Source organism: Roseofilum sp. KMC-1, assembly GCF_057802075.1.
In genome coordinates this window covers 3,737,463-3,762,299 of the sequence record NZ_CM173605.1, presented here as the reverse complement: position 1 = coordinate 3,762,299, position 24,837 = coordinate 3,737,463, and the positions used below count along the sequence as shown (strand labels likewise).

The 24,837-nt window shown below is 44.9% G+C and carries 20 protein-coding genes and 1 tRNA gene; 7 read left to right on the top strand and 14 right to left on the bottom strand.

The features are described 5' to 3' along the window. Nucleotides 1–21: 21 nt before the first annotated feature. Together AC3FZD_RS17235 and AC3FZD_RS17230 are read right to left on the bottom strand one after the other, a co-directional pair. Nucleotides 22–909, bottom strand: coding sequence for an alpha/beta fold hydrolase (locus AC3FZD_RS17235; RefSeq protein ID WP_488737207.1), 888 nt, complete (start codon nt 907–909; stop codon nt 22–24). A 66-nt stretch (nt 910–975) separates the two neighbouring features. Then, nucleotides 976–1,701 carry an ACT domain-containing protein gene (locus AC3FZD_RS17230; protein WP_488737206.1) on the bottom strand — a complete coding sequence of 242 codons (726 nt, stop codon included), beginning with the start codon at nt 1,699–1,701 and terminating at the stop codon, nt 976–978. Nucleotides 1,702–1,835: 134 nt separating this feature from the next. On the opposite strand from AC3FZD_RS17230, the gene AC3FZD_RS17225 reads away from it, so the two are divergent. Together AC3FZD_RS17225 and AC3FZD_RS17220 are read left to right on the top strand one after the other, a co-directional pair. Beyond that, nucleotides 1,836–2,309, top strand: a complete 474-nt coding sequence (locus AC3FZD_RS17225; protein WP_488737205.1) for a GNAT family N-acetyltransferase — start codon at nt 1,836–1,838, stop codon at nt 2,307–2,309. 202 nt (nt 2,310–2,511) lie between these two features. Further along, nucleotides 2,512–2,585 (top strand) — tRNA-Pro (locus AC3FZD_RS17220). Between the two features lie 181 nt (nt 2,586–2,766). On the opposite strand, the gene AC3FZD_RS17215 is transcribed toward AC3FZD_RS17220, so the two are convergent. The 6 genes from AC3FZD_RS17215 to AC3FZD_RS17190 all read right to left on the bottom strand — a co-directional run bounded on the left by AC3FZD_RS17215 (nt 2,767) and on the right by AC3FZD_RS17190 (nt 11,807). Beyond that, complete coding sequence (locus AC3FZD_RS17215; RefSeq protein ID WP_488737204.1) at nt 2,767–3,933, bottom strand: nucleotidyltransferase family protein; 1,167 nt, start codon at nt 3,931–3,933, stop codon at nt 2,767–2,769. A gap of 173 nt (nt 3,934–4,106) precedes the next feature. Next, the gene (locus AC3FZD_RS17210; RefSeq protein ID WP_488737203.1) at nt 4,107–4,934 is read right to left on the bottom strand and encodes a segregation/condensation protein A; all 828 of its coding nucleotides are present in this window, start codon (nt 4,932–4,934) and stop codon (nt 4,107–4,109) included. Between the two features lie 177 nt (nt 4,935–5,111). Continuing rightward, on the bottom strand, nt 5,112–6,521 hold the full coding sequence (locus AC3FZD_RS17205) for a hybrid sensor histidine kinase/response regulator (RefSeq protein WP_488737202.1): 1,410 nt from the start codon (nt 6,519–6,521) through the stop codon (nt 5,112–5,114). After that, nucleotides 6,511–9,297, bottom strand: a complete 2,787-nt coding sequence (locus AC3FZD_RS17200) for a hybrid sensor histidine kinase/response regulator (RefSeq protein ID WP_488737201.1) — start codon at nt 9,295–9,297, stop codon at nt 6,511–6,513. Before AC3FZD_RS17200 ends, AC3FZD_RS17205 begins: the two co-directional genes overlap by 11 nt. A gap of 184 nt (nt 9,298–9,481) precedes the next feature. Continuing rightward, nucleotides 9,482–10,738: a HetZ-related protein gene (locus tag AC3FZD_RS17195; protein WP_488737200.1), complete on the bottom strand. Its 1,257-nt coding sequence runs from the start codon at nt 10,736–10,738 to the stop codon at nt 9,482–9,484. 397 nt (nt 10,739–11,135) lie between these two features. Further along, nucleotides 11,136–11,807, bottom strand: coding sequence for an L-threonylcarbamoyladenylate synthase (locus AC3FZD_RS17190; protein ID WP_488737199.1), 672 nt, complete (start codon nt 11,805–11,807; stop codon nt 11,136–11,138). 402 nt (nt 11,808–12,209) lie between these two features. On the opposite strand from AC3FZD_RS17190, the gene larC reads away from it, so the two are divergent. Continuing rightward, the gene (gene larC, locus AC3FZD_RS17185; RefSeq protein ID WP_488737198.1) at nt 12,210–13,421 is read left to right on the top strand and encodes a nickel pincer cofactor biosynthesis protein LarC; all 1,212 of its coding nucleotides are present in this window, start codon (nt 12,210–12,212) and stop codon (nt 13,419–13,421) included. A 9-nt stretch (nt 13,422–13,430) separates the two neighbouring features. On the opposite strand, the gene AC3FZD_RS17180 is transcribed toward larC, so the two are convergent. Then, a complete protein-coding gene (locus tag AC3FZD_RS17180; RefSeq protein ID WP_488737197.1) occupies nt 13,431–14,789 on the bottom strand; it encodes a hypothetical protein in 1,359 nt (452 codons plus the stop codon). An 827-nt stretch (nt 14,790–15,616) separates the two neighbouring features. On the opposite strand from AC3FZD_RS17180, the gene ndhL reads away from it, so the two are divergent. From ndhL to trpA, 3 genes are read left to right on the top strand one after another with little or no spacing between them, the layout of a single operon-like run. After that, nucleotides 15,617–15,832: an NAD(P)H-quinone oxidoreductase subunit L gene (gene ndhL, locus AC3FZD_RS17175; RefSeq protein ID WP_488737196.1), complete on the top strand. Its 216-nt coding sequence runs from the start codon at nt 15,617–15,619 to the stop codon at nt 15,830–15,832. Between the two features lie 27 nt (nt 15,833–15,859). Beyond that, the gene (locus AC3FZD_RS17170; protein ID WP_488737195.1) at nt 15,860–16,180 is read left to right on the top strand and encodes a DUF3007 family protein; all 321 of its coding nucleotides are present in this window, start codon (nt 15,860–15,862) and stop codon (nt 16,178–16,180) included. A 15-nt stretch (nt 16,181–16,195) separates the two neighbouring features. Further along, on the top strand, nt 16,196–16,996 hold the full coding sequence (trpA, locus tag AC3FZD_RS17165) for a tryptophan synthase subunit alpha (RefSeq protein WP_488737194.1): 801 nt from the start codon (nt 16,196–16,198) through the stop codon (nt 16,994–16,996). A 45-nt stretch (nt 16,997–17,041) separates the two neighbouring features. Here trpA and serA read toward each other — a convergent pair whose 3' ends face one another. Further along, nucleotides 17,042–18,622: a phosphoglycerate dehydrogenase gene (gene serA, locus AC3FZD_RS17160; RefSeq protein ID WP_488737193.1), complete on the bottom strand. Its 1,581-nt coding sequence runs from the start codon at nt 18,620–18,622 to the stop codon at nt 17,042–17,044. 187 nt (nt 18,623–18,809) lie between these two features. After that, nucleotides 18,810–20,729 carry a response regulator gene (locus AC3FZD_RS17155; RefSeq protein ID WP_488737192.1) on the bottom strand — a complete coding sequence of 640 codons (1,920 nt, stop codon included), beginning with the start codon at nt 20,727–20,729 and terminating at the stop codon, nt 18,810–18,812. A 220-nt stretch (nt 20,730–20,949) separates the two neighbouring features. Here AC3FZD_RS17155 and AC3FZD_RS17150 point away from each other — a divergent pair, with 220 nt between their 5' ends. Beyond that, on the top strand, nt 20,950–21,708 hold the full coding sequence (locus AC3FZD_RS17150) for a thioesterase II family protein (protein ID WP_488737191.1): 759 nt from the start codon (nt 20,950–20,952) through the stop codon (nt 21,706–21,708). Here the strand turns inward: AC3FZD_RS17150 and rsmA are convergent. The 3 genes from rsmA to malQ form a co-directional block, all read right to left on the bottom strand. Then, a complete protein-coding gene (gene rsmA, locus AC3FZD_RS17145) occupies nt 21,703–22,527 on the bottom strand; it encodes a 16S rRNA (adenine(1518)-N(6)/adenine(1519)-N(6))-dimethyltransferase RsmA (RefSeq protein ID WP_488737190.1) in 825 nt (274 codons plus the stop codon). The genes AC3FZD_RS17150 and rsmA overlap by 6 nt on opposite strands. 90 nt (nt 22,528–22,617) lie before the next feature. Further along, nucleotides 22,618–23,148: an adenylyl-sulfate kinase gene (cysC, locus tag AC3FZD_RS17140; RefSeq protein WP_488737189.1), complete on the bottom strand. Its 531-nt coding sequence runs from the start codon at nt 23,146–23,148 to the stop codon at nt 22,618–22,620. 140 nt (nt 23,149–23,288) lie between these two features. Next, nucleotides 23,289–24,803 carry a 4-alpha-glucanotransferase gene (gene malQ / locus AC3FZD_RS17135; RefSeq protein ID WP_488737188.1) on the bottom strand — a complete coding sequence of 505 codons (1,515 nt, stop codon included), beginning with the start codon at nt 24,801–24,803 and terminating at the stop codon, nt 23,289–23,291. Nucleotides 24,804–24,837 lie beyond the last annotated feature (34 nt).

The window sequence follows — 24,837 nt, the reverse complement described above, 5'->3', positions numbered from 1 at the left end:
ATCTCCCCATCCCCCCATCCCTTAACTCGCCAGGCGATCGCCTATTTCCTGAGATTGAATCAGGCGATCGATCTGCTCGGCTACCCGATTGGTTGCTTCCAACATCGAGAAATGGCCGCAACTAGGAACTTCCAACACATTGTCATATCCAGAGCGAAACAACGGATGAAAACTGGCCAAATGTCTCACATAGCGAGGCTCCATCACCTTATCCTCAGCCCCCGCAATAAAATAAACCGGCTGTTGCAGATGGGCCACCAATTGGGGTAAGCGGTGAACCTGCTCCTCCGTAGTCGAATCCAATAAAGACCCTAATGCCGCCTCATACTGGGCGCTGACAAAATCAATTAACCGTTGTTTGCCCCAAACTCTCGATAGGGGTTGATAGACCTGAGAGCGAGTAAAGAGCCAATCGAGCAAAGGTATATCCACCAACCACCGAGGCCGCCGTTTGACCAACTGAGCGCCAGCAGAACGAAAGCGCTCGAACTCTTCTTTTAAGTAAATGCCGCCCCCAGAATTGAGGCCAATCACCCCTTCAATGCGATCGCCCAATTGAGCAGCCGCCCATAGGGACACACTGCCCCCCAGGGAATGGCCCACCAGCCAAGCTTTCTCAATTTGTAATTGATCGAGGAGAATACCCAAATCCTTAGCATAATCGCTGGGAGTATATCCCAAAACTAGCCCACCTTCATGATCTGGTAAACCCGATCTGGCATGGGACTCACCAAAGCCACGCAAATCATAGGCTAAACATTGATAGTGCGATCGCAGTTGTTCAAGCAAAGGCCGCCAATAGGCCCGGCTCAACAACCAACCATGAACAAACACCAACGTCGGATTAGCCGTTTTTGGTTCAGTTAATTCGTATGTATGGGAAACGCCCAGGATATCGATTTTTGCCATCCTTCTATCCTATCCTGAACCGTGTCTTAGTCCGATCCCATGAGAAATTTCGATCGCGATTGAGGGCTAATTGAGATCCCCCAATAACCTCTGCTTCACACTTTCGGCAATCTTCTGACCCAAATATTCGGGAATCAAGCTCTCATTGGGCCCAAGCAAGTAGAGAATCAAGCGAGTGCGTCCCCTCCAAACCAACAGATTGGCATTCACCACCAATAAATCTTCTTGCCAAATGGCATACATCACCTTGTAGAACAAGCCGGGTTGATTATCTGCTTCAATGAGCAAGGCGGGTAAATGGAACACTGGATCGACATAAAACTCTGTATCAACTTGCTCTAAACCCGCATCCAGGTTAAACTCGACTGCCAGCATTTCCTCCACCTCAAAGTGGCCGGCTAATGCTTCCTGAATCGCTCGACAGACATTTTCGGCGGTTTTCTCCATCAGGGTTTTGCCTCCCCTAGAAACCACTAGCTTAATAAATACCAGCATGGGCGGATGGATTTGACCATAGAGACTCAGACTATGAATCGTTAATCCATAGGCAGCCAGAACCCCAAAGATATCACTCAATAGGAAGGATTGATTGCGATAAGCAAAGTGGAGAGCGCTTTTCGAGCCTTCAGCCCGAACTTCGATGATCGCTTTCTGGGTTTTGTAGAGTTGATAGGCCAGCTTCAGGTTTTGTAATTGGATGTCAGAACTGACAAACTGTTCATAGAATTGGGGAAACGCCCGGTTAAAGCGTTTGAGCAGTTCTAAGGTAGAGGATTTTAAACCCTGAGCCATAATAGAAGGAAAAGATTGTGGGAGATATACTAAGCTAATATTGTTTATTTAACTTTGACTACTTCAATTACACCTGCATGGGTTTTTGGAAAAGCTTGTTTAGCAGCTCGGATGCTCCGATAACACCAAGTCCAGTGAAAGCACTGGAAGACTTTGCCAGTTTGGATCTTAAGAGCGATTCGGGCAAAATCTCACGTATTGTGTTTAGCACCAATCGGGACATTGACCTATACGAACTCGAAGAGCTATGTGATGCGGTAGGTTGGTCTCGCCGTCCTTTACGGAAAGTCAAAAAAGCGATCGAACATAGCTTCCTCGTGATTTCGATGTGGGATTTACGAGGTAATCATCGTCGGTTGATTGGCTTTGCCAGGGCAACCTCAGACCATGCTTTTAATGCGACGCTCTGGGATGTGGTGGTTCATCCAGCATTCCAGGGGAAGGGTTTGGGCAAAGCCCTGATGAAACATACGATTAAGAAACTTCGTAGTGAAGATATTAGCAACATTACCTTGTTTGCCGATCCCCATGTGGTTGAATTTTACCGCAGTCTGGGTTTTCTCCAAGATCCAGAAGGGATTAAGGGGATGTTTTGGTATCCTAACTAGGAGAGATCGAGATTGATTGACTGCTGGCGATCAGGATTCATCTTCCGTGAATGAAAGGGCGATCTTCCGTTATTCCTCTTTGGGTGTGTCGCTGAGATTTTTACCTATCTGTAAGGTCTATCGCCTTGAATGACTCATCTTTTGTTGAGATTGTCTCTAGCCAAAGTTGACTTGAATAGGTTATACTGTAATGAGATTCATCCGGGATGTAGCGCAGCTTGGTAGCGCGCCTGCTTTGGGAGCAGGATGTCGCAGGTTCAAATCCTGTCATCCCGATTTTGTTGGCTATCAGCAATAGCAAGGTTCTCTCCTGAAACTTTCTCCTTGCGAGGAAGTAGAGATCTTTACAGATACCAGAATTCATCATTTCTTGCCCTCCTCACCCGACAATGATTGCCTGGTGTGAGAGCAAGAACGATCTGTAAACTACCTGTATACTTCTCCTATTCCCTTGCGGTTAAGAATCTAATTCTAACAATTCAGCGATCGCCTGTTGCTCCTCTGGTGGCACAGGGGGCGGCACGGCACGGGTATCGGTAATTAACCAATCCAAAGCAGCCGATCGCACATCAATGGATGCACCGGTTTTATCGACACAATAGCGTCCAAACACCAGTTTATCGACCAATCGCACATCTGCACCTAGGCGGGAATACTCGAAAATCACACTATTTTCTACGGTTGCCCCGCTACAAATATGACAATTTGGCCCAATCATCGCCGGCCCCACAATCTTAGCCCCATCTTCAATTTTGGTCATCCCGCCAATATAAACCGGCCCTGTAATATCTACCTTATCCCAATTAATAGATACATTCAGACCCGTATAAATATTAGGGGCAACTTCCTGTCCTGGAATCGACACATTCTTAATTTCTCCGAGTAGCACCCCACGCACCGCTCGCCAATAGTCGGGAACTTTGCCAATATCCACCCATTGGAAATCCATGGAAATGCCATAAAAAGGCGCACCCATTTCCACCAACTTGGGAAACAGTTCGCCCCCAATATCATACTCTTGACCGGAGGGAATATAATTTAGCACTTCTGGCTCAAAGATATAAATCCCGGTATTAATATCCGTACTAATGGCTTCTTCAACGGGGGGTTTTTCTTGGAAGGCTTTCACCCGTCCGTCTTCATCAGTGACAATTACCCCATAGCTTGATACTTGCTCTTTGGGGACAGATTTCATAATTACCGTGGCGATCGCTCCTTTTTCCTTATGCCACTTCACGGCCTTCGTTAAATCCAAATCAATCAGGGCATCCCCACACAAAACCACAAAGGTATCATCAAAAAACGGATTATAATCTTGAATGCGGCGCATTCCTCCCGCCGAGCCTAAAGCATCGCCGACTAAGGTTCCATCGGGTTCAATTCGTCCTTCAAAAGAATAACCAATTTGCACCCCAAACCGTTGTCCGTCCCGAAAATAACTTTCGATTTCATTGGCCAGGTGGCTCACATTGACCATCACCTGGTCAAAACCATGCTGGCGCAATAGTTCTAGGAGAAACTCCATTACCGGTTTTTGTAGGATGGGAATCATCGGCTTGGGAATGGTATAAGTAATGGGCCGGACACGAGTTCCCTTACCAGCCGCCAGAATCATGGCTTTCATAATTGTCTATTCCTCAACCACAGGTCTTTCTTCACTACGGGTGTTCCAATACGCTAATCAGACTAGACCGATCAGGTTCTGGAGTTCGATAACAACCTGATCCATATGTGTATAGGTTATCAGTGATTTTACTCCTTAATCTCTGAATCTGTCGATTTTTGGGCAAAAAATCCTTAAGCCGGACTTAGTTCGCCCAGGACGCGGATTTTTAGGTCTTGATAGAATTCTTCTTGCTTTAATTCGACTTTAGATTGGGCTGAGAGCAAGAGCAGACCCCAGAATGTGCCCACGCGATCGCATTGGGGATGGGAAACCAGCAGTTGTTCGAGTTCCAGCCATTCCGGTTGCTCCTCCTCAGTGGTTCCATATTGACTGAGAAACTTCTCCAATTTTTCTGCCACCTCTGATAAATTCTCTTCATGGGCTAATTGGCGGATAGCCTTGGCCGTTTGGGCGCGGGAGAGGGCGCGACGACGGGGCGATCGCCCTGATCGATCTGCCAGGGTTTGACTCATGGTTTGCAGCTGATCGATCAGCTCTTGTAGAGTAACGCGCCGTTGTTTCACCGGTCGCGCAATGGCTCGGCGACGCAGTTGGTTTTCTAAGCGAAAGGGGACACGAGGACGAGAACCATCCGCCGGATCTTCGTAGTTCTCCATTTCATCAGCGAAGTCTTCTGGGGAAAGCTCATTACTCTCTTCTTCTAGACTTTCGGCTTTTAAGAGAACCAGCATGGAGGCATAAAGAAACACTTGACCGGACTCCGATAAGTCCGCCCGATTAACCGCAGACTCTTCCCCACTCAGGGCAGCGCGGGCGCTCAATTGCTCTAAAACGCGATCGATCACATCAATGACTTGTACATCCCAAGGATCGATTTCTCCCCGTTGGGCCATTTCGATCAGTAATGAAATACCGATATCCTGGGGGGAAGAGGTTGACTGCCAGGGTTGGGATTGACTCAATTCTAGGGGAGACAAAGACGCAGAAGATGAATCCATCAAGCATTAACTCCAGATCGCGCTAGACTTCTGTTCTACCATAGCGAATTGGCGATCGCACGGGTAAAGCGATCTCCACCCACCCCGTTTCTTCCCCCTCACCAAGGGGATCGCGAAGTGATGCGTACCCTCGACTTAGAATCCCTCAACTCAACGATCGCTTAACCAAAACTGAGGTTACTTTAGGGGTAAGGTAATTGTAAAGACGGAGCCGCTCGCCAACTCCGTTTCCCTGGTGCGAACAGTCAGGGAATGGCAACTCAGTTTACCCCCATGTTTTTCTTCTACAATTTGCCGACTAATCGATAGCCCTAAACCCGTCCCCTGTCCAGAGGCTTTAGTGGTATAAAGATGATCGAAGATTTTATCCTGAATCTCTTCGGGAATCCCCTTACCATTATCCTCAATACTAATTATCACTTCCGTTTGCGAAGGGGACAATTGGGTTTTAATTCTAATTTGGTTGGGATTAGCTTCAATCTCTTGGAAGGTGCGACCCTGATTGGACTCATCTAAAGCATCAATGGCATTAGCCAGCAAATTCATAAACACCTGGTTCAGTTGACCCGGATAGCAGGGAATTTCTGCTACTTCTCCATACTCTTTAATAATGGCGATCGCTGGCCGTTCATCCGTGGCTTTTAAGCGATGTTTGAGAATCATCAGAGTGCTATCAATGCCCTCATGAATATTACTGATTACCTTACTCGTCGTATCCGATCGCGAAAAGGTTCTCAAGGATTGACTAATATTGCGAATCCGATCCGTCCCTTCATGCATTGAGGCAATTAAATCTGGCAAATCTGTCAATAAATAATCTAATTCAATCTCTTCATAATGATCTTGAATTTCTGCAACCGGTTCGGGATAATGATTTTGATATAAACTCAAATGTTCAATAATATCTTCAATATACTCCTGAGCATGACTTAAATTCCCCAAAATAAAACCCACCGGATTATTAATTTCATGGGCAACTCCCGCCACCAATTGACCCAAGGTAGACATTTTTTCACTCTGCACTAACTGCACCTGGGCATCTTGTAAATCTTTAATTGCCTTTTGTAGTTCGGCAGTTCTGGCTTTGACTCTTTCTTCTAATTCCTCAGTTAAGGCTTGTAATGCTGCTTCGGCTCGATCTTTTTCCTCAATTTCTTGTTTGAGCATTTGATTTTGTTCAGCCAATTCTTTCGCCATTGATCTCAACCTTAAATGTAGCCTAACCCTAGCTAATACCTCTTCTTGCGAAAAAGGCTTAGTAATATAGTCAACTGCCCCTAATTCTAAACCCTTAACCTTGTCTACCGTATCGGATAAAGCAGTCATGAAAATTACGGGAATAGGTTCTGTATCTGGATTCACCTTTAATTGTCTACAGGCTTCAAATCCATCAATTCCCGGCATCATTACATCTAATAAGATTAAATCGGGAGGGGCATAATTGACTTTTTCTAAAGCACTTTCTCCGTCTCTAGCTACCCTAACCTCAAATCCAGATTCATCGAGAAAATCCGATAAAACAGCTAAATTATTGGGATTGTCATCCACAATTAAAATAATATTGGATTCCGGATCGTTATAACTCATGGTTTTCTCCTCTGAGGCTCTGATAATGAGTTTCAATTAATTCGAGTAGTTCTTTTTCTTTAAAACTTTTAGCTAGGCGAATCACTTGATCGCAGAAGGGGCTGAGATCGGGATCGGCTTCAGCAATTAAAGTCACTTTCTTTTGGATTTTCTTTAGATTCCCTTCCAGGGCCAAGCGATATAATTCGGCTAGTTTATCTCGATCGGGGATTGACAGCTCATCTGAGGCATCTGGGGCAATGGGAACAGCCAGAGTTTCGGGATTTATTTCTGTTGATGAGGATTCGGTAATCCATTCGATCTTTAACCAAGTTTGAATCTGCTCCAGAAGTCCATGGGTATCTAGAGGTTTGGGTAAAAAGGCATTCGCACCTACTTCTAGAGCGCGATGGCGATCGGCTTCAAAGACACGGCCAGAGGATACAATGATGGGTAAATTTTGCCAATCTTGGTGCGATCGCACTGCTTTAATTAACTCAATTCCATCCATAATCGGCATTTCTAAATCGGTAATCATCAAATTAGGGTCAAACATGGGCAGTCGTTCAAGAGCCTCTTGACCATTATTAGCTTGAGTGATACTAAATCCCATTGGCTCTAGAAGATTACTAATAATAGATGGATTTTCCCAATGATTATCAACGACCATAATCTTCGCATTTTCAAGTCCTTCAAAGCCGACAATTTTTTTCGGAGAAAGGGTATTGCTCTCTTCTTTATATGCTAACACTTCAGGTAACTCTAAATCGAAAAAAAATAAACTTCCTTTGCCGAGTTCACTTTCCACCTGGATCTTACTGCCCATCATAGCGACAATTTTTTCACTAATGGCTAATCCTAGTCCTGTCCCGGCAGCTTGTTTAGAGACATCTCCTACTTGTTCAAAGGGCAAAAAAATAGCCTCTAATTTTTCCGAAGCAATGCCAATTCCACTATCTTGAATTTGGAAGCGAATTTTATGGATAGTCTGTTCTTCTTGCTGGATTTTCTCTAAACTCTTGATCTCAAAGGACACTTTTCCGACATCCGTAAACTTAATGGCGTTCCCTAATAAATTAATTAAAACTTGACGAATTCGTTTTTCATCTCCATGGATGCTATTCGGTAAATTTGGATCGGGTAAATAGTTAAAGCCAATTCCTTTTTGATCGGCGCGAATCCGACAAATTTCTGCCACTCCTTCTAGGAATGTTCTAAAATTAAGATCGGATGAATGAATTTCTAGTTTTCTGGCTTCAATTTTAGAGAGATCGAGAATATCATTAATTAGGGTCAGTAAGTGAGTGGCGCATTGATGAATAATTTCAATTCCATCTTGTTCTTTTGCGGGAATATTTTGGGAACGTTTTAAGATTTGGGTATATCCGAGAATGCCATTAAGAGGCGTTCGTAATTCATGACTCATGTTCGCCAGAAACTCACTTTTAGCAGAATTGGCAGCGTCGGCAGCTTCTTTGGCTTCTTTTAATTCAAATGTTCGCAATTGGACTCGGATTTCTAGTTCTTCGTAGGACTGACGAAATCGAGCCGACATTTGGTTAAACGACCGAGATAAAATTTCCAATTCATGGATTTTTGGCAAGCGTGATTGATGGATGTTTAAGGTTTGATCTAGGTTGCCTGCGGAAATTGATTCCAAGGCTTTAATTAAGTTTAGAATAGGTTCGGAAATCCAACGGGCAGTCATTAATCCTAGGCTTGCCGCTACCATTAATGCCACAAAACAGAGCAAAATGGTATTGCGGATGTTTTCATAAATTACTCCCATAAAGTCTGAATCGGGGATAATAACGACAATGAGCCAATCGAGGCCCTGATTGTTTTCGATGGGAGTGACTTGTACAAATTGCCGTTGATGTTTAAATAAAAAACTGAGTTGACTGGAGGATTGAATCTCGTCAATATTTCCCAATTCATTTTGGATCTGTTTTGTGGTTAAGCGAATAAGAGCATTAGGGCTATTTTCTGCCGTTTTGGGGAAGGATGTTTGGGGTTGAGGATTGGCGGATTTTTCGGGTAAGGAGCTGGCAATTAAATAGCCTTGACTATCCATAATAAAGGTTTGACCCGATCGCCCAATCTGTAGTCCTTGTAAAAAATCCTTGATTTGAGACAGGCTGAGACTGGTTTTGAGAACTCCAGATATTTCCTGTTCTTCATTGTACCAAATTTGACTTACATTTAAAATTAATTCTGAATCTCGATCCGGAGGGAATTTTTTCTGCTGTGTCCAGGCTAAACCTTGATTTGCGATCGCACTTTGATACCATTCTTCTTGGTGAGGATCGCCAGAGTTCCAGGAAATTGCTGGTTTTGCAGGATTCCCTTGGTTGTCTAGGGGATAAATATTTAAAGCATTTAAGTTATTTTTATTGCTGATAATCCACTGAAAGGAGGGAGAAGAAAAATCGCGGTTAACGGCGCGAAAATAACCACTGGGGGTCAAAAGTCCAATTTGGGCAATATGGGGAAAGAGTTGAATTTGTTGCCATAAGTGAGTGCGAAGGGCAGAATCATGATTCAGGTCTAATTCGCCACTGGCGATCGCCTGGGCATTAATCTGATTAACTAACAGAGGAGTCTGTAGATAGGTGTCCAGATGCTGCTCAATGCGAGCGGTGAGTTCATTTCGCAGTTGAGTCGTTACCTGTTCAACCGCAGTTTGACCATTACGCAGAGAAAACCAACCGGTTAAGCCCACTGCGGCAAAAATCTGAATCAGAAAAGGAACAATCAGAACCCAACCAAGCGGTACTTGTTTAGATTCTGGAAACAAAGGGTTTTTTACTTTCCCTGCCATGAGCGGGTTTGAAGGGGAGAAAACAAAAGGATGGGTTAATAATATACGAACTAGCTAACCGTCAAGATTACCATAAGGTAAAAAGGGGAGAATAGAGTGTTCGAGGTGAACAGTCTGCCATCAAGATCCCCTTTCTTACATCCTAACCCCATGACTCTGACTAGGAGTTAACCTGATTCCTTGCTTTCCAAGCCAATTCCAATAATTTATGCCAGCGCTTTTGTAATTGCTTGGGAGTGCAGCCGATGGTGGTAGCAATTTGCGCTTCATCAACTCCCGCTTGCTTGAGTTGGAACAGTTGTTGTTGCTCAGGAGCCAATTGATGAAAGAACTCTTGCCATTGGGAAGGGGACAACCCTAGATTTTGATCGAGATCCGCACCCAGCCATTGGTGAACCAAATGCCAGTTATGAATGCGGGAGAATTTTTCCACATGATACTTAAACCGTTGTTGTAAATAATCCCGTTGGCGAGGGGTTAAACTTAGGGTTTCATCAATTTCGGTGGCGGAGAAATCTTGCAGCTTGAGGTTGAGGTAATCGATACAATCAAATTGTTCCTGAGATTGAAGATACTCGGTTAATTCGCGAATGACGCGATCGCGCAGTACCGACTCGGAAGGATCGATCGCACCAGCGACCATTTTCTCACGAATTTGATGCAAGGCAGGATCGCGGCTGTACAGTTGCGCCTCTTCCGTCTTACCCGATTCTACTGCCATTTCCATATCCACGGAAATTTCTTGGGGTTGACGGCGAGAAAATCCTTGCGCTCTAAGAACAATCAATCTTTGGGAAATACCACCGGGTAAACTAATGCGTCGTTTAGCGTATTGTTCCGTAAAAGCCATATATTCAGCCAATTCTAAGCGGGTGCGAGGGCTATAGTTTTCCGCCACTTCATTTTCCCGACGGAAGGCTTTGAGGGTTTCCACATAAAAACCTTGCATGAAGTCTTCAATTAAACCATAGCGCGCCCTAAACCCTAAGCGAGCGCTAGTTTTAGCCACATGGCGATAGACCATGACACTCAGATTGCTGTGTAGTTCACTCCGACCTTGACGGGAGCCAAGTTTGTAATATTGTAAGCATTTTTCAATCCGGTTATGGGCTAATGTCCGTTGCCAAGATTCAATGATTCCCGATTTTTGAATACGATCGCTCTTTTGACAAATGCGATCGACTTCCCGTGCCATCCGTTCAGCCACCCCCCGAATAGAGCGACAATTAATCTGCATCGCACTGCCAAGTTCGCCACTCATTAACTCTACTAGAGCCTCTACATCCATGACCTTTGCAGAAGACTCCGGAATTTCGGCGCTCACCGTTGCACAAGAGTTAAGAGCTGTGAAAGAGGAATTAGAGTTAGGGGAATCGAGGTTAGAGAGGGTAGCAGAAGGGCTGGACTTAGTATTCATGAGTTCAATCTCCTTTAGGTTAAATGCACTCGGCGTAATGACATCGTTTTGGGTTGAATCCCTGGCGCTGTCTATACTCTGACTGTAGGTGTCCCTCAGAAAATAAAGGGGTGCTGCTGTGGCACTCTTTGATCAGGTAGATCAACCCCACAACAAGAGCGCAGGGGAAGACTTGGCGATCGCACCTTGATGGGCGATCGTCCAAACCTTTGTCAACGCTAGACTTTAAGCCATTTTTAATTCCCTAATTGGGGGTCAGAGCAGCAAACCCCCTAGAGAAGTCATGAGTAGACAATTGCAGGAGTGGCTAAAAAAACTGGTGTGGGGTAGATGCCTTTTTTGAGTTCCCTGACTCCTAATCTCTAGAAAGATCATCTACCCTACGTTAGAAGATCCTCTAGACTTGCCTTGCTTCGGACACCCAATCCGATGCTGCTTCCCATCCCAGACCTTCACGCACTACTTTTGGTTCCATCTGAGTTAAATCCAAAACGGTAGAAACTTCAGACTGGACGGGTAAACCATCATCGATAATGATATCCACCAGTTTATCGAGGCGGTCAAAGAGTTCTGCGGTAGAAGTATATTCAGGAGCGCTGGGAGTGGCGGACATTTCCTCATCTCCCACCAAATGCGCGGAGGTGGAGATAATGGGATTTTCTAACGCCTCCAACAGACCTAAGCAAATGGGATTATCGGGTACTCGAATTCCAGTCGTTCGCCGTTTGGGAGACATCACCAACCGGGGAACCTCCTTGGTTGCAGGCAGTAAAAAGGTATAAGGGCCAGGAATTAAACGCTTCATAATTCGATAAGCTACATCACTGACAGTGGCATAGCTGGCTACATTAGAGAGGGAGGAACAGAGGAAGGTTAAGGGTTTATCATTAGAGAGTTGTTTAATCCGTCTGACGCGCTCGATGCCTGATTTAGCATTAAGATCGCAACCGATCGCATACACAGTATCGGTGGGATATAACATCACCGCTCCATCTTGAAGAGCATCTTTGATCTCTTGGAGGATTCGCTGTTGCGGTGTTTTTGGATGTAGGGTATACAGGATGGCCATAGGTTGGGGGTAGCTGACAGTGAGCGTAAAAATTGGACATTTATCAACATTTTGAGACAAAAGGTCTGTCTAGTTTTACAATATTATCAATCGACCTTTGTTAGTCGGGTTGCCGTCAGAGGATGAAACCACTGGTCAAAGAACCAGCCCTTAAGGTGCTACGTGCGTGGAACAGGCTCCATAGACAGTGAGAAGTTAGAAGCCTCACAAGACAATTGAGAAATTGCTTCTCAATACATATACACCAGCAGTTTGCTGGGGTGAGCCTGTGGAGCGCTAGAGAAACGCAATGCTACGGCAAAGCGGGTGCTGTGAAGCAGGAAGTAAACAGCCATCTGTTGAAGAAACAGGAGTTGGCAGCTTTTGTCCAACTTTGTATAAGTTTTACAGAACGGTAGATGAATGAATAAAATCGGGTATCTCGATTGTCCCACTGGTTTAGCGGGTGATATGTGTTTGGGTGCTTTGGTAGATGCTGGAGTTCCTCTAGAATACCTGCAAGAGAGCTTGAAATCCTTACAAATAGAGGATGAGTACCAGTTACGCCAGGAAAAAGTGACCCATCACGGCCAAGCAGGCATTAAAGTTCATGTCGATCTCAAGCATTCCCCTGATCATCACCATCGAGATCATCACCACGGCAGCCGTCATTTACCGGAAATTGTGGAGATGATTAAGAATGCTCAACTGCCCCCACGGGTGGAAGAGCGCAGTTTAGCCATTTTCCACCGGTTGGCGTTGGCGGAAGCGGCGGTTCATGGCATTGAACCGGAGCGGGTACATTTCCATGAGGTGGGGGCAACGGATGCTCTGGTGGATATTGTCGGGACTTGTTTGGGGTTGGAGTGGCTAGGAATCGATCGCCTGTTTTGTTCGGCTCTACCCACGGGAGGGGGTACAGTCAAGGCAGCCCATGGGATTTTACCGGTTCCCGCCCCGGCTGTGCTGAAGTTGTGGCAAATGGCACAGGTTCCCGTTTACAGTAATGGGATTGAGCGGGAGTTGGTGACTCCCACGGGGGCGGCGATCGCCACTACTCTAGCTACAGGTTTCGGTTCCGTTCCCTCCATGCGCTTAGAACAGGTCGGTTTAGGAGCCGGTTCAGCCCAGTTACCCCTACCCAATTTAGTGCGCTTGTGGGTAGGTTCTCCAGCAGAACCGCAGGGTTTAGAACAGGTAGCGGTATTAGAGACTCAAATTGATGACCTCAGTCCCCAGGCGATCGCCTACTGTTTAGATCAACTCTTAGCTGCCGGAGCCTTAGATGTATTTACCCAACCCATCACCATGAAAAAATCTCGCCTCGGTATACTCTTAACCGTCATTTGTCCCCCCGCTCAAATCACCGCCTGTGAAACCCTATTATTCCAGGAAACCACCACATTAGGCATTCGCCGCACCCTCCAAGACCGTTCCATTTTGCGTCGAGAACTTCGCACCCTCGAAACCCCCTATGGCTCCGTTCAGATTAAACTCGCTTGGCAAGGCGATCAACTCTCCAATCTACAACCCGAATATGAAGACTGCGCCCGACTCGCCCGCCAACAGCATCTCCCCTGGCGACAAGTTTATCAAACCGCCCTCGAATTAGCCCGATCCACTTTTAAGCATTAGGATTTACCCTTAATCTTCCTCCAGGAAATCTTCATGAATTTCATGGACAAAATCAACGGGTTGATCTTTGTGAAGTTGAGAAAAAACTTTATATTTATCTAAGTTCGATAAGGACTGACTGCCTAAGCTTTTTTGGTCAATCCGAACCAAATTATATTGCACATTATCCGCATAAATAGCAAAGGCGATATTCAGAACTTCCATGAAATTAATCAGCCACTTACATTCATTTTCAGGATAGTCTTTGTAGTATTGGATTAAATCTGCAATTCTCGCTTCCAGGTGAACTCTGGTCGGTTTACTGATTAAAATCAGTTTTAACATCATAGTAACCAAAGTTAACGGATTATTTTGAGCCACCCACAGCACAAATAAAGTTGAGGGAGTCTTACGATCTTCAGTGGTCAAATACTCTACCACTCGGTTGCAAGTTCTCAGCAATAAAGCTTTATTAACCCGCAGATCGTTATAGTTAGTGTAAAGGTTATTTAACTGAACTGATAATTTTTTTTCGATTAAATGGATAAAGGCAGTATCATCTACAGAAAAAACGAGGTAACGCTGGAGAGCCTGCTTAAATTCCTGGTAACTGATATCCTGAGTTTGTTGCAAGAAGATATGGGCTAAATTGACATAATTATAGGGCCCTCGTCTGAGGAGAATTGTTTTAATTAAGTGTAAGACTTCATCTCCTAAGCGTGTGGGATTTTTCGGAGGTTCACTGTCCTGGTGATGGGTGAGCTGAGACCGGGTAGTGTACATGGCTAAGTCAAATTTGAACTTTTCTTTGAGTTCGTGAGAGCGCACTTTGGCTGCTTGGCGTTGTTCAGCCGAATTGTTGAGGTTAATATATTGGGGAACCAATAGATAGGAGGTATAGCGATCGCTCCAATTGTCTGAGTCTAAGTCAAATTTAGCACAAAATAGCTTTATTTCTTGATAATCAGGACTTTTAACAAAGTTGCTCGTCCAATTTTTTAGGCGCTTGATCGCTATAGAATGGCTATTACGACCAATGGTTTCTCCTTCAAAACTATTCACTAACTCCCGGACTGCCTTATGATTTCTGCCCGCTTCCCAGTTATTAATTAAAATATAACAACAGCGTTTTAAGGTATGAGAAAAATTCTCTTCTTGATTGGCAAAAACTAGATTAAATAAAGCTTGATTGACTGCTGGATCGTCGATCTCAGTGTGATCGATAAATAGCTGCCGAAACTTTTCTACCACCTGATCGGGACTCTCCGTTTTGACAATGGCTAAAAAATAACGATATATGGTCTCTTGATATTGACCAATATTTTTCCTCAGTTCTGTTGTCTTGAAACCAGAGGGGGGATAATTTTCATCCATTAAACTAGGTCCCATGGTAGTTGCCCCTTTTTAGATGGTTCTGCACCCCAAGCCCTATAGCGCAGCGTATTGGATTGAAGCTTTGCCATACTTAAACTACACTCAAAACTTTTAGTTGCCTCGTCCATACGATCAAATCGTATCTGGAATAAGAGACATTTTCTTTATTCCTTTACCAATCAGGTTAACCTATTTCCGGTTGAACTGGGTATGATTGGAATTTCTTTAGAGGGTTACTTCTTAACGCCAAATACTAGAAAAAGCAGGTCTGTGAAAAAACACAGGGCCTACTTTTTAGGGTCTTTTTTGATGGGGGCAGAGGGACTTGAACCCTCACGACTTTTAAGGTCAACGGATTTTCATTCTCCCACAGCTTTCGCTGTTGCCTTGAGACATGGCTCGCTGGTTTTGAGAATCGGACCCTCCCTTTACCCTCGACTCAATACGTTAGGGTAGCTCCCGTCGGGCCTCTGCACCTTCCTTTGATACTCAATTGGGGATTATAATCCTCAATTTTTTTCTCCGGCTTGGCTCAGGATTGCCATGTCTGTTACCAGATTTAGGTTTCCCTGAGTTTGAGAGCTTACACTTAGCAAATTTCTTTACTAAGGCTCAGTTTTCTAAGTCCGTAGCGTCTACCATTCCGCCATGCCCCCCAACTTAAATGTGAGTGTGGGATGGTGAATCGAAGATGTCACACAATATATAATTACATCATGAATCTGAGGTTTTGGCAAGTCTCTACATCAAATTGGGGTAAAAACCTGGGTCAGGGGAGAGGAACTCAGGGGTCTAAAAGTGGTATGATCTCTCTGGATCGCTCACTTATTAAGTATAGCTAGATGGACATAATCACGTTACTGCTCTACGGAATTTTGGGGGGAACCTATCTCCTAGTCTTACCGGCTCTGATCTACTTCTACCTCGATCGCCGTTGGTATGTAGCCAGTTCCATCGAACGGTTATTGATGTATTTCATGGTCTTTTGGTGCTTCCCAGGAATGCTCTTATTGGCTCCCCTAATTAATCTGAGACCGAAACCCCGACAAATCTCGTAAACCCCATCGATTAAAGGTAACCAGAACGTGCGACGAATTGATGTGATGATCTATTGCGTGGTGTTTTTGGCCACAGGGGGTTTAGTCTATGGGCTGTTTCAACTGGCTGGGTTAGATAGCCTGGATGCTGGCCGCTGGAGCCAAGCAATCCTTATGGGTGGGGTATTGGTTTGGGTGTCTACCTATTTATTTCGGGTGGGAACCCAGAACATGACTTACAATCAGCAACGTCGCGACTATGAAGAGGCTCTGCTACAAAAACGGTGGGAATCCCTAACTCCAGAGGAGAGAGCCAAACTGGAAGCCGAGGTAGCCTCAGAATCCGATCCTTCTATCTCCCCTGATTGACGAAATATTACTGTTATGACCCATGCGATTACTGAGTGTTTTCAGCGATTGCGATCGCAAAACACTCCAGCGTTAATTCCTTTTATTACTGCCGGAGATCCAGATTTGGAAACCACGGCTCAAGCCTTACAAGTTCTGGATCGCCAAGGGGCAGATATCATTGAACTCGGAGTTCCCTATTCCGATCCTTTGGCCGATGGCCCGGTGATTCAAGCGGCTGCTACCCGCGCTCTACAACGGGGAACTCGTCTAGAGTCGGTCTTAGAACTCCTCAGTCAAGTCAGCCCCCAGTTGCAAGCTCCAGTGATTTTATTTACCTATTACAATCCCATTCTCCATCGGGGAATAGAGCGATTTTTAGATGAAATTGGTCAAGTGGGAGTAGCGGGCTTGGTGGTTCCCGATTTGCCCCTAGAAGAGGCAGAATGTATCTTAGCACCGGCGGCGGCACGGGGGATTGAGGTGGTGTTATTGGTTGCGCCAACGAGTTCACCAGAGCGAATTGAGGCGATCGCCCAAAAGTCCCAAGGATTTATCTATTTGGTCAGCGTCACCGGAGTTACCGGAGTGCGTACCGAAGTAGCCACCAGAGTGCCAGGTTTAATTCAACAAATTCGCCAATTCACCGATAAACCCATTGGCGTTGGCTTTGGCATATCCCAGCCCGAACATGCCCGGCAGGTTGTGGAGTGGGGAGCCGATGCCGTCATTGTCGGCAGTGCGATCGTTCGTCGGTTAGCCGATCAGGGGATCGACTCTGTAGGCCCCTTTTGCCACAGCTTAAAACAGGCCATGGTTGAATCCATCAACACCTAACCCATAATCTTCCCTGGTGGAGCCACCGGCTCCACCGAGTAATGTTTATAGCATTACCGTATTGGCATCCCGAATTCCAGGAACCTTAAGAATCTCCTCTAGAATCCCCTCCGGTAGGGGATCGTCAATCGTCAGCACCATCACAGCATCACCGCGCACAATCTGGCGACCCACTTGCATACTGGCAATATTGACATTAAAACTACCCAACAGAGAACCAATCTTACCAATAATCCCCGGCATATCCCGGTGACGGGTAAACAACATATGTTGATTGGGGGGCACATTAATGGGGAATCCATCCACCGTGGTAATCCGAATTTCCCCATCACCGAGCAATGTACCCGTGACCTCATGTTCCTCTGAAGATCCCTTCGCTTGTAACAGCAGAGAACCTTTATAATCTCGGATACTGGCATCGCGGGTTTCAATCACGCGAATGCCGCGCTCTTGAGCTTCAATAGAGGCATTCACATAATTAACGCGCTCCCGCAGGGCACGGGAAAGTAAGCCCTTGAGGGCAGCAATTACAATCGGTTGGCTTTGATTATTAGCCAGTTCCCCTTGCAGGCGAATATTGAGACTTTCCACGCGGCCGCCCACCAGTTGGCTGACCAAATTACCTAGAGTTTCTGCTAATTGCAGATAGGGGCGCAACTGTTCCAAGGCATCCGGATGGAGTCCGGGAATATTCACTGCCGAGCGTGCAGGCAATCCTAGCAGTACATCCCGGATTTGCTCGGCCACATCCACCGCTACATTCACCTGGGCTTCCGTGGTTGATGCTCCTAAATGGGGGGTTAAAATCACCTCTTTTCCTAGCTCAGTTAGGGGAGATTCACCTAGGGGTTCATTGGCATACACATCTAGAGCTGCTCCGGCAATTTGACCGTTTTTGAGGGCTTCAGCAAGGGCGGCTTCATCAATAATCCCCCCTCTGGCGCAGTTAATAATCCGGGCTGTGGGTTTCATTTTGGCCAAAGACTGAGCATTGATTAAATTGGCCGTTTCTGGGGTTTTGGGAATGTGGAGGGTAATATAGTCAGATTCTTGCATGAGAACATCCATATCTACCAGCCGACAGCCCAGTTGGTCTGCCCGTTCTGCGGAAATGAAGGGATCGAAGGCAATCAATTTCATCCCCAAGGCTTTGGCTGTTCCTGCTACATGGGAGCCAATTTTGCCTAAGCCGACAATTCCCAGGGTTTTTTTATAGACTTCTGTGCCCACAAATTTTTTACGCTCCCACTGGCCATTTTTGACGGACTGGTTAGCATCAGGAATATGGCGGGACAGGGATAGCATTAAGGCTAGGGCATGTTCGGCAGCAGCAATGGTGTTGCCTTCTGGGGAATTAACAACAATTACCCCTTTACGGGTGGCAGTGGGGACATCGACATTATCGACTCCAACCCCAGCGCGACCAATAATTTTCAGTTGTACGCCCGCTTCAATGATTTCTTTGGTGATACGGGTTCCGGAGCGAATCATGAGAGCGTCGTATTCGGGAACGACTTTCACCAGTTCCTCTACGGGCAGGCCGGTTTTTACATCAACCTGGGCAACTTGAGATAGGATATCTATTCCAGCTTGATCGATGGGGTCGCAAACGAGAACTTTAGGCATGATCGGGGGAGAACGTGATGAACAAGTTGTTGAGTGAGATGGACAGGGGGTTTAGGATAGAGAAAGTATAGGTCAAGTGCGATCGCCGATGCAAAGAACACCCGACCTATTCACCGATGACCCGCGATCGGGACAACAGTAGGTTATTGTAACCCTAAAATCGGCCCGGTCATAATCAAAGAAACAATTATGACTGAGATGGGCTTTTAGGGAGATGGATAATAAAGGTGGTTTCTTGTGCTAAAGAGGCACACTTCAGGCTCCCCCCATGTTTTTCGACAATAATTTGATAGCTAATGGCCATGCCCATCCCCGTTCCTTTACCCACTGGTTTTGTGGTAAAGAAGGGGTCAAAAATGCGGGGTTTAATCTCTGGGGGAATGCCAATACCATTATCCCTAATCTCAATTTGGGCTTGCCCTGAATCTTCAAGCCATTGGGTTTTGATGGTGAGGGTATAGGGAAATTTAGGATCTTCTTTTTCTGCTTGATATCTTTCTTGAAGAGCATCAATCCCATTCATCATAATTTGCATGAAGGCTTGATTAAGTTCTCCAGCAAAACAGTCGAGTTTGGGCAGTTTTCCATAGTGGCGCTCAGCTTTAATTTCTAGTCCATTAACTTCAGTCGTTCTCGGAGAATTTTGGAGTTTGAGGCGATTATTTAAAATAGTCAGTACGCTTTCAAGTTCATCATGAATGTCTACTTTTTTGAGTTTTGCTTCATCTAAGTGGGCAAAGCGACGTAAGGAGTTCACTATTTTAGTAATTCTATCGGTTCCACTTTTCATGGAAAGGATAACATTGGGTAAGTCCGTTAGGGTAAAGTCAAGCTCTAGATCGGTAATCAGTTGGGTTACAGAAGGAGGAGGAGTGGGGTAGGATTGCTGATAGGCATAATAGACATGCATGATATCTTGAATGTAGTTTTCCAGATGCTCGATATTGCCAGCAATAAAGCTGACTGGATTGTTGATTTCATGAGAAATTCCGGCTACCAGTTGTCCTAAGCTTGACATTTTTTCGCTTTGGATCAGTTGAATTTGGGTGGTTTTGAGCTGGTGGAGCGCTTGGGCAAGATCTTGGGCTTGTTGTTGGAGTTGCAGTTCGCTTTGTTTGCGTTGGATCAGGAGACTGATTTGGCTGGCGATCGCTTGAACCAGAGCGACGAGATTTAATTGGCAAGCTGTATTTTTATTTCGGTAAAAAACTAAGACTGCCATGACATTTTGATTAACGATAATAGGAAGACCAAAGGCAGATTTAAATCCAATTTCAAGGGCTTGGGATTGTCTGATACATAATTTTTCAGGATTTTGGTTAAGATCTTGAATCCATTCTAAGGTTTGAGTTTTCCAGATTTTTCCGGGTAGCCCTTCCCCTGGCTGAAAGTGTAGAGTTTGACTGAATTCACAAAAGGATTGAAAATGAGGGTCATTGGCAAAAGGATTAGCAAGATAAGATAAGGTTTGCCGATCTTCCTGGGGTAGCCAAGCTTCTCCATAAGTCCAAAGAATACGATCGCAAATGATTTTTATGATTTGGGCGATCGCCTCTTGCCAAGTCGAGGTATGAGTTAAATACTGAGTTACTTCTAATAAGAGCCGTGTTTCTCGCTCTGCTTCTTGCAGTTGATGATTTTTCTGGACTAAAGTTTGATTTTGTTGCTGAAGCTGGAGGTTAAGTTCAGTTAATTTTAAGTGGTGGGCAACCCGTGCTAAGACTTCTTCGGCTTGAAAGGGTTTAGTAATATAATCTACGGCTCCTACTTGAAAACCCTTGACTTTATCGGCTCCTTCATTTAATGCGGTTAAGAAAATTACCGGTATATTTTTCGTTTCGGGATTACGTTTTAATTGCACGCATAGCTCATAGCCGTCCATTTCTGGCATCATGATATCTAAGAGAATCAGATCGGGCAGAAACCGAGTCAGACTCGCAAGGGCAAATTTAGCATTAGGGGCGAATCTTACATCATATCCTTCATTTTTGAGTAGACCTTTGAGCAGACGTAGATTTTCGGGAACATCATCTACCACTAAGATTTTGCTGGCTTCGTTACTGAAAACTGCGATCTCTTCAGGGGTTGTCCTATTGCTATCTGCCATTACTGTAACCCATTGATTTGAGAACTGATGCTTACTGAGAAGCACTGAGGACTGTCTCTCTATCTTAAATGAGTGGAGAGAATATGGGAAAGGGAGGAAATCAAGGGAAACAGAGGTTTGTTCGTTGGGTCGAGTATTTTACGGTACAATTAACGCGATCTATAGGGATTTGTCGTCTTATGGGCGATCGCTCTTTGTTTCTTCACCCTTAGTTGATTGTATGGTTGTGTCATCCCCTTCTACACCTTGGATTATTTCTCCTCCTCAGCGCTTTGATGCTCCTTTGCGTCTGTTTTGTTTTCCTCCCGCAGGAGCTGGTGCTTTTTTATTTCGTTCTTGGTTAACTTACAGTTCCCCCGAAATTGACATTTTTGCTATTCAATTACCCGGTCGAGAACACCGTTTAAAAGAATCTTGTTTTACTCAATTAGAGCCATTAATTAAAGCGCTTACACAAGCCGTTATTCCCACTTTGGAGCAAGGAAAATTTATTTTTTTTGGTCATAGTATGGGCGCTTTAATAGCGTTTGAACTCACCCGCGAATTGCGCCGCCAAGGTGGTGTTTTGCCGGAACATTTGTTTATTTGTGGTCGCCGTGCCCCCCAAATTCCGATTGATAATCCCCTTTATCACCAACCAGATTCTATCTTGATTGAAGCTTTGCGTCAATATGGAGGAACACCGGAAGCGGTGCTGCAAAATTCGGATTTAATGGAGTTATTTTTACCTATTTTTCGGTCAGATTTGATCGTCAATGAGAAATATCAGTATCAATCAGAAAAGCCTTTAGAATTGCCGGTTACGATGTTTGGAGCCATAGACGATCCGGTGGCTACTCCTGAGCAGTTTGAGCAATGGAATCAACAGACTTCTGCTCGGTTTGATTTACAGCTCTTTGAAGGAGGACATATGTTTTTTAAGGACGATCCTAAGCTGATCTTAAAGCCTATTTTTGAGGAATTCAATTGTCATTTATAAGTCACTCTCTTGCAAGGTATCACTGAGCTTAACCCAATTTTCTAGGCTGAGATCTTCAGCACGAGCTTGGGGATTGATGTTGAGTTGCTCTAGAATGATGCTGAGGCGATCGCTCTCAATTATCCCTTTGAGATTATTGTGCAACATTTTCCGTTTGGAGGAAAAGCCCAGAGTGACAATTTGTTCTAAATGACGGGGGTTAAGAGCGGGTTTTTCTAGACTTCTGGGAGTTAAGCGAATCACGGCTGATTCAACTTTGGGAGGGGGATAAAAGGCTTTTGCGGGGACAGGGCAGATCAGTTCGCAATCGGCTAAATATTGAACGCGAACCGATAGCGCACCAAAGGCTTTGGTACTGGGTTTAGCGACGAGGCGATCGGCGACTTCTTTTTGCACTAATAAAACAATACTATCATAATTTTTCGGCACAGGTGAAGCAATTTTTCCCAAGAGTTTTTCTAAAATGGGGCCCGTAATATTGTAGGGAATATTAGCCACCACTTTATTGAGATTTTGAAATAAGGAATAAGCAGAAAGCAAATCTTCGAGGTTTAAGGATAATATATCTCCTTGTAAAAGGAGAAAGTTTTGCTTTTCTCCAAATTTTTTGGCTAATTTTTGACACAGATCTCGGTCAATCTCTACGGAAACGACAGCCTCTGCACGGGTAATTAATTGACGAGTTAACACTCCCATTCCTGGGCCAATTTCTAAGACTTTATCCCTGGCTTGTAAATCGGAAGCTGCAATAATTTTATTCAGAATCGATTCACTGTTGAGCCAATGTTGGGCAAATCGTTTGCGGGGTTTAAAATTCATGTTGTATCAAGTCCGGTTAAACCATTCAAAAAGCCTCCCCTTGACATCTAAGGTAGTATCTATCCATGGGGAGGCCAGGTTACTTATAACCTACTGCAAATAACCCATTTCTACTAATTTATTCCAGACTTTATCCACACTTTCAGATAATTCTTCAAGATCGGTGCGGCATTCAATTTCGGGATTTTCTGGGGGTTCATAGGGATCGGAAATACCGGTGAATTGTTTAATTTCTCCGGCTCTGGCGCGTTTGTATAATCCTTTGACATCCCGTTCTTCACAAACGGCTAAAGGAGCATTCACAAACACTTCTACAAAATCGCCAATTCTCTGGCGCACTTCTTCTCGAATAGCTCGATAGGGAGAGATGGCAGAGACTAAAACAATGACCCCATTTCGGGTTAATAAATGGGAGACAAATCCAATGCGGCGGATATTTTCATCTCGGTCTTCTTTGCTAAAGCCTAATCCTTTGGTGAGGTTGGTACGGACAATATCCCCATCTAGGACTTCTAATTTAACCTCAGCAGCGCGTAGTTTTTTTTCTAGGGCTTGGGTAATGGTGGTTTTACCAGCGCCACTGAGACCGGTAAACCAGATTGTAACTCCACGGTGATTCATACTAACAGCAGGTTTTAGGATTTAGATCTACTGTACTATTTTCCAGTCAACTTGCGAAAGTCAGGAGTTAGTATTGAGTCTTGAGTAATGAGCAAGGAATGGACAAGGAGCAAGGGGCTTAAGCCCCTTGTCTTCAACGGTTAGCGGCCGTAGGAGTGGGTTAAGTGTCGCAGGCGATCGCCTAATTCATCGCTCAACATCCCCGGATCTTCATAGCGCCAGCGCCAGTTTCCAGCGCTAACACTGGGATCGTTCATCCGTCCTTGATTGTCTAAACTGAATAAATCTTGTAAAGGCAGAATTGCCCAAACTGCTACAGAAGCTAAGGCTGTGCGAATCAATAGCCAAGAAATCTCGGTAATTTCTTCCGGGGAAGCATAACCCAAATATTGGGCTAAATGCTGTTTTTCTTTTTCACTCGCATTTTGCCACCAGCCCACTGATGTATCATTATCATGAGTTCCCGTGTAGACGATCGCATTTTGGGGATAATTATGGGGCAAATAAGCATTATCGGCTCCCCCCCCAAAGGCAAACAAAAGAATTTTCATTCCCGGAAAGTTAAAATGATCGCGCAATTCTTCCACTTCTGGCGTAATAATGCCCAAATCTTCGGCTAAAACGGGTAGATTTCCCAAGGCTTCGCCCAAGGTTTGGAAAAATTCAAATCCCGGAGCCTTCACCCATTGCCCATTCATGGCTGTTTCTTCTCCGGCTGGCACTTGCCAATAGGCTTCAAAGCCCCGGAAATGGTCAATTCTCACTACATCCACATATTGCAGCGTCGCTCGGAAGCGTTCAATCCACCAAGCATAATTGGTTTCTTGTAATTTATCCCAATCGTAAACTGGATTTCCCCACAATTGCCCGGTAGCACTAAAATAATCGGGGGGCACGCCCGCCATCCAAGCCGGTTCTAAAGTTTCTGGATCTAACTTGAAAATTTCGGGATTTGCCCAAACATCGGCGCTATTGTGGCAGACATAAATGGAGACATCGCCGATCATTTGAATGCCTTTTTCGTTAGTGTACTGGCGCAGATTTTGCCACTGTTCAAAAAACTTGAATTGCAGGAATTGATGGTATAGGATGGAATCAGCAAGGGTTTCTTTTTTATGGGCTAGGCTCTGGGGGTCGCGACGAGCGATCGCCGATTCCCAATGATTCCAAGCTTGTCCTCCATTTTCCTCCATCAGGGACATAAACAAAACATAGTCATCTAACCAACTGGCTTGTTGCTGACAAAATTCAGTAAAGGTGGGATTTTCTTCTGTTTCTAACTGATCTTTAAAAGTTTCATAAGCTTGTTTGAGGAAGCTATACTTATGGGGAATCACGCGATCGAAATTAACCCGATTGCCTGAAATATCTTCTCCACTTATAGGGGTTAATTCTTCAGAATTTAATAATCCTTCTGCGGCTAATTGCTCTAAGCTAATCATCAAGGGATTACCCGCAAAAGCGCTGTAATTCATGGTGTAAGGAGAATGTTCATAACCGGTTGGCCCCAAAGGCAAAATTTGCCATATTTTTTGCCCACTGCGAGCGAGGAAATCCACAAATCGATAAGCATTCTCTCCTAAATCACCAATTCCAAAGGAACTGGGCAAGGAGGTCGGGTGTAATAAGATGCCACTTGCGCGTTCAAAAGCCATAGTGATTAGAAACTCTACAAGAGATACGGACGAT

Coding starts and splice junctions, on each gene's coding strand:
- AC3FZD_RS17235 (WP_488737207.1), bottom strand. CDS start 909: ATGGCAAAAATCGATATCCTGGGCGTTTCCCATACATACGAATTAACT.
- ndhL (WP_488737196.1), top strand. CDS start 15,617: ATGGACATAATCACGTTACTGCTCTACGGAATTTTGGGGGGAACCTAT.
- rsmA (WP_488737190.1), bottom strand. CDS start 22,527: ATGAATTTTAAACCCCGCAAACGATTTGCCCAACATTGGCTCAACAGT.
- AC3FZD_RS17195 (WP_488737200.1), bottom strand. CDS start 10,738: ATGAATACTAAGTCCAGCCCTTCTGCTACCCTCTCTAACCTCGATTCC.
- larC (WP_488737198.1), top strand. CDS start 12,210: ATGAATAAAATCGGGTATCTCGATTGTCCCACTGGTTTAGCGGGTGAT.
- AC3FZD_RS17190 (WP_488737199.1), bottom strand. CDS start 11,807: ATGGCCATCCTGTATACCCTACATCCAAAAACACCGCAACAGCGAATC.
- AC3FZD_RS17210 (WP_488737203.1), bottom strand. CDS start 4,934: ATGGATTCATCTTCTGCGTCTTTGTCTCCCCTAGAATTGAGTCAATCC.
- AC3FZD_RS17205 (WP_488737202.1), bottom strand. CDS start 6,521: ATGAGTTATAACGATCCGGAATCCAATATTATTTTAATTGTGGATGAC.
- AC3FZD_RS17155 (WP_488737192.1), bottom strand. CDS start 20,729: ATGGCAGATAGCAATAGGACAACCCCTGAAGAGATCGCAGTTTTCAGT.
- cysC (WP_488737189.1), bottom strand. CDS start 23,148: ATGAATCACCGTGGAGTTACAATCTGGTTTACCGGTCTCAGTGGCGCT.
- trpA (WP_488737194.1), top strand. CDS start 16,196: ATGACCCATGCGATTACTGAGTGTTTTCAGCGATTGCGATCGCAAAAC.
- AC3FZD_RS17150 (WP_488737191.1), top strand. CDS start 20,950: ATGGTTGTGTCATCCCCTTCTACACCTTGGATTATTTCTCCTCCTCAG.
- AC3FZD_RS17215 (WP_488737204.1), bottom strand. CDS start 3,933: ATGAAAGCCATGATTCTGGCGGCTGGTAAGGGAACTCGTGTCCGGCCC.
- malQ (WP_488737188.1), bottom strand. CDS start 24,803: ATGGCTTTTGAACGCGCAAGTGGCATCTTATTACACCCGACCTCCTTG.
- AC3FZD_RS17180 (WP_488737197.1), bottom strand. CDS start 14,789: ATGGGACCTAGTTTAATGGATGAAAATTATCCCCCCTCTGGTTTCAAG.
- AC3FZD_RS17230 (WP_488737206.1), bottom strand. CDS start 1,701: ATGGCTCAGGGTTTAAAATCCTCTACCTTAGAACTGCTCAAACGCTTT.
- serA (WP_488737193.1), bottom strand. CDS start 18,622: ATGCCTAAAGTTCTCGTTTGCGACCCCATCGATCAAGCTGGAATAGAT.